The organism is uncultured Olegusella sp. (assembly GCF_947253395.1).
In the GTDB taxonomy this organism is placed as follows: Bacteria; Actinomycetota; Coriobacteriia; order Coriobacteriales; family Atopobiaceae; genus Olegusella.
On sequence record NZ_CAMXYY010000109.1, the window covers coordinates 1 to 4,558 of the forward strand.

4 protein-coding genes are annotated in these 4,558 nt (G+C 47.4%); all 4 read right to left on the reverse strand.

Going from position 1 to position 4,558, the window contains the following annotated elements; all coding sequences use genetic code 11:
- Positions 1-386: DUF3793 family protein (locus Q0X25_RS07305; protein WP_298580629.1), on the reverse strand; the 386-nt coding region annotated here is incomplete at its 3' end.
- A gap of 160 nt (positions 387-546) precedes the next feature.
- A complete protein-coding gene (locus tag Q0X25_RS07310) occupies positions 547-1,329 on the reverse strand; it encodes a ZIP family metal transporter (protein WP_298580632.1) in 783 nt (260 codons plus the stop codon).
- Positions 1,330-1,426: 97 nt separating this feature from the next.
- Positions 1,427-2,833: a cation:proton antiporter gene (locus Q0X25_RS07315; protein WP_298580635.1), complete on the reverse strand. Its 1,407-nt coding sequence runs from the start codon at positions 2,831-2,833 to the stop codon at positions 1,427-1,429.
- Between the two features lie 157 nt (positions 2,834-2,990).
- Positions 2,991-4,558 (reverse strand): ABC transporter permease (locus Q0X25_RS07320; protein WP_298580638.1); only part of this gene is annotated, 1,568 nt, incomplete at its 5' end.

Consider the following 4,558-nt stretch of genomic DNA (forward strand, 5'->3'; position numbering starts at 1 on the left):
AGTACTTGCTTCAAAGCACAGGGACGATATATAAAGAGGACTACCCTACCACCGCGACGATCCAGCACAATCAAACGCAAGCCAAAGCGAACGAGATTTCGCGCACAACAGCAAAGGGCTTTGCGCTCTGCTGCACGTGCTGCACGCGGATGAGTTCCATATAATTCAAGCACATGGGGGACATAATTTACTAAAGATGCTGGTTTTATCCCAGAAATAACCCCCGCTGCTCCCACTACGAGACGACCCACGAGCTCACGAGCGAGCGCTGCTTCAGTCCTCTCACGCTGATGAATACTTTCACCATTAGAGCCGGGATTTGAGCTGGCAGAGCTATTGAGCGCCTCAGGCTGATAGCACGTGCCCAGCAAAAGTGAATCTCCCATGCTCTCTCCCTTGTTAGCTTACACTTACTTATAACAAAAGAGTTATACATGGTTTACTTATTTGGGTCAACTCATAGTTTTCTAGTTAAATTGTTCCTCACCAAGACCGCACAAGCCGAGGGACTTCAAAGCGTCGAACGACAGGTGTGTGGGCTAAGTCTTAACCCAAAGCGACATCAAGCGCCATCATAATAGTGAAGCCTAAGGCAAATGCCAGCACGCCAACATTAGAATGCTTACCCGCACTCATTTCTGGGATCAGCTCTTCTACCACAACATACATCATGGCACCTGCCGCAAAAGATAGCAGAATAGGCATCATAGCAACGACTTGTTCTGCTGCAAACAGGGTGATAACTGCAGCGATGGGTTCTACCGCACCAGACAGTACACCCAAGGCAAATGCTTTGAGTTTGCTTTCCCCTTCTTCGTGCAAAGGCATGGATACAATGGCTCCTTCGGGAAAATTCTGAATTGCAATACCCCAAGAAAGTGCAGCCGCAGCAGAGGCAGTAATTCCTGCTCCACCAAGGGCCATACCTGCATAAACAACACCAACGGCCATGCCCTCAGGGATATTGTGCATGGTAACGGCAAGCACCATCATCGTGGTACGGCGCAGATTAGAAGCAGGGCCTTCTGTTTCATTTGCATGCGCATGGAGGTGTGGAATAGCGTGATCTAAAAATAACAAAAATAAAATACCGAGCCAAAATCCAAAAAAAGCTGGTAAAAATGCCCATTTACCCAACGATGCTGAGCCTTCAATGGCAGGAATAATCAATGACCAAATCGATGCCGCAACCATAACGCCTGCAGCAAAGCCAGTCAGCATTCGGTCTACAGTCTCGGAAAGATTATTGCGCATAAAAAAGACGCACGCTGCGCCTAAGGATGTACCCAAAAAGGGAATGAGCACTCCAATCACTATTGCAGAGTCCATAGAAGCAAACCTCCAGAGCAAAACGAGAACAAAGCCTCGCTCATAATCCAAGCGAAAGTATACCCACATGCATTAAAACTTGACCCTCGATGGTACATTAGTCTGAATCTGTTCGCTGCGAATGTGATTGGCGGCGAGCATTTTCGCCAAATTGCTTATCCCTCTGCAAATGACCAGTTGCCAAATAATCAGTCGAAGAAATCTTATGTCTGCGTGCATGGCGACGCAGTTCTCTGAGACGCTGCTCTTCTCGACGCAACTCCAAACGGTGCTGCTCGATAACTTCCCAAACAGGCTCGTGAGCTGCAATTTCGCGAGCAGCTTCCACAGGATGAGTCGCGCTGGTAACGCGCACCAGCGAGGTAAGAATTGGTATCAGTAACACCGTCAATGCTCCTGCCATGACCAAAACCGATGCTTCAGAAACCCTCATTGCCCCACTATTGACTGCAGCCCGTGTAACCGCAACCACTAAAGGTAAAGCCATGGTGCAGTATGCCGCAGCGGAAAACTTTTCTTGCCAACTCATAGAACGCGTTTCAGAGCACATATTCAGGGAGATGCCTACTACCCCTCCACGCACCAGCACAAGCAAAGCAATGAAACCAAAAAGCAGTTTCAAATCTGCAAATGCCGCAGTCAAATCAATCGCCGCACCGGATACAAAGAAAAACACGGGTACCAAAAAGCCACTCGCAATCACACGCAAGCGCAACTCAAGATGGTCGTTGCCCGCAGGCAAAAGACCACGCAAGGTAAAGCCCGCTGCAAACGCTCCTAATGCTGCATCAAAGCCCAAACGTTCTGCCAAAAATACGAGGAAAACCAAGAGCAAAGTAACGGCGCGCACAGGCGCTTCAGTACTAGCTGCGGCATTGCTTTGTAAAAAGGCTTGTAATTTGCCTCCAAGTTTTCTTGCGCGCAAAGGAAACGTTGCAATGAGCACGCACATCACTATAAACAACAGCAGCAGCACACTGGTCGCCATATGATCGCGTGCTGACAGCAAAAAAGCCATCGCGACAATAGGCAATACTTCGCCCAGCGCACCATATGCCGTGACCGCCTGCCCCACGCGCGTGCCAAGCAGCCCACGTTCACGCATGATGGGCGCAAGTGTGCCATAAGCCGTGGTAGTTAGTGCAATTGCAAAGGCATAGCCTGCTATTCCCGAAAAACGAACAGAAGAAATACCTTGAATAAAAAGTAATGCCAGCCCCAACGATACCAACCAAGAAAGCAGGGCATGACGGGTCATCTTTCCCGACATCTTTGTTGGCTCAATTTCAAAACCTGCCATCAAGAAGAGAAATGCCATGCCAAGTTCGGAAAAAAATTCCATACCTGTATCGTTTGCAATCGGCAGCCATCTACCCAAAATGGCACCTGCAAATACCAAAAGCACGACCTCAGGTACTGCTCGTCCAGGAATGATGCTCGCAACAATCGGCGCAAGAAACGCTACAAGCAAAGCAATTGAAAGAAGAAAGAGGGTCGTCAGCATAGGTCCCCCTCGGATCTGACAAATCGAATAGCACGTTATTTTAGCCTTTGGTGCAATTTGCTGCCATGATCACACAGGTACATGTGCGCAATCCCTCACAAAAGTAGCTAAAAACAGCTCCTAGCAACTTACACTACAGGCCTCAAAGCTACCTGTTTTATTCCTGACTCTTGAGTGCAACAGCTAACGGCACACGCGACAAATGCACATGATTGGCAATGGCTACCACCGCATAACAGCTGAGGCCAATGAGTATGTACTGTACATACAGCATGGGCGGCAATACAATCTCGGGCGCAAGATCGTAATCCATAAAGATCAGTTCGCAAATCCCTGTAAAGGCAAGCTTTATTACAGGAACTGTCAATATCAGCGACAAAATCACGCACAAGCTGATGGCATGGATATACACACGGCTTAACTCACCACTGCGGTAACCAAATACCTTGAGTTGAGAAATTGCACGTGAACTACGTTCAAGCACTGTTTTTGATAACAAATAAATCACAATGGCATAAATAATAAGCGCTGCTGATACGATTAAGTTCATCATGCCACCCATCGATGCACGCATCTGGTCAGCCATCTTACCCGCACCGTCTGGCGTCAAATCAGACAACACATCATGCTTGTCAAAATGCAGATCTTTATTGGATACCCAACCATTGAAATCTACTGCCTTGTTGCCGAGCAGTTCATTGAGCTTTTCACGACTCATATATACATTCGTATCGATTTTATTATCACTAATTGCCGAGACGACTACCGAGAAATTTTTGTCCTGATAAGCGTCACGCAATGCAAGTGTGCTACCCACGGCAAGGTCAGACTTTTGTGCTAACCCACCACCAATAACAACTTTTCCATCACGTACATCAAAATCCTTCCAATAAGGGCCCTGAGCATCAATGCCGTAGGTGGTAATATCCATCGGGCCCCAATTCCATTTTTTGGAAACCTGAAGAGTTGCAAATTCAACTTTTTCTGCTTGATATGCGAGTGCTGCGTCCTCAGCGGGCAACTCTACAGAACGACGCAGAGTATAAACATGCTGAGCGGGCATAGCATCAGCCATTTTCTCTGCCATATGCTCGACTATTGGCATCATGCCGAGGCCCATAATCAGCAAAATTCCTGTCGCAAAGATACCAAAGAAGATAGTGAATGCGCTGCCAATGTTATTGGATAACACACGTAGGCGCAGACGAGTAAAGAAAGGCCAACGTGCAGGTAGAGGCCAACCATGACCTCGGCGGACACGCGTAGCTTCGTGCCGCAAAAAGGCCAGTGGTGTGTATTTGAGTTTTGAAGCTAAGCCAAGCACGGTAATGACAAAAAGTAAGAGCACAGGAATTACCGTTACTTGAAAGAAAACTCCTGGATTAACCTTTAGGTCAAAGGGCAGCAGGCTATAGCTTCTGCTATAGATGTCATAGGTAAATCGAATAAAGACAAACTGAGTCAAATTTCCCACAATAGCTGCAGCAATAGCAACGAGCATAGGCAAAATAACGTAGTGACGCATAAGCTCTATGCGTCTGTAGCCCGATGCCAATAACGTACCAATGACGGGAGATTCTGCTTCAATGCTCGCGCGCGTAAGCACCACAAAAATGAATGCCATAACTATCACAATGATGTAGTAAAGAACCTGCCACATTTGCGAATCGCCTTCAGTATCCTTGGGAGCAAAGTTCACTCCTTGATTGGATGTAACGTCCACAA

What these genes read in the sequence shown, in the direction of transcription:
- Q0X25_RS07310 (WP_298580632.1), bottom strand. Translation starts at nt 1,329, where the DNA reads ATGGACTCTGCAATAGTGATTGGAGTGCTCATTCCCTTTTTGGGTACA.
- Q0X25_RS07315 (WP_298580635.1), bottom strand. Translation starts at nt 2,833, where the DNA reads ATGCTGACGACCCTCTTTCTTCTTTCAATTGCTTTGCTTGTAGCGTTT.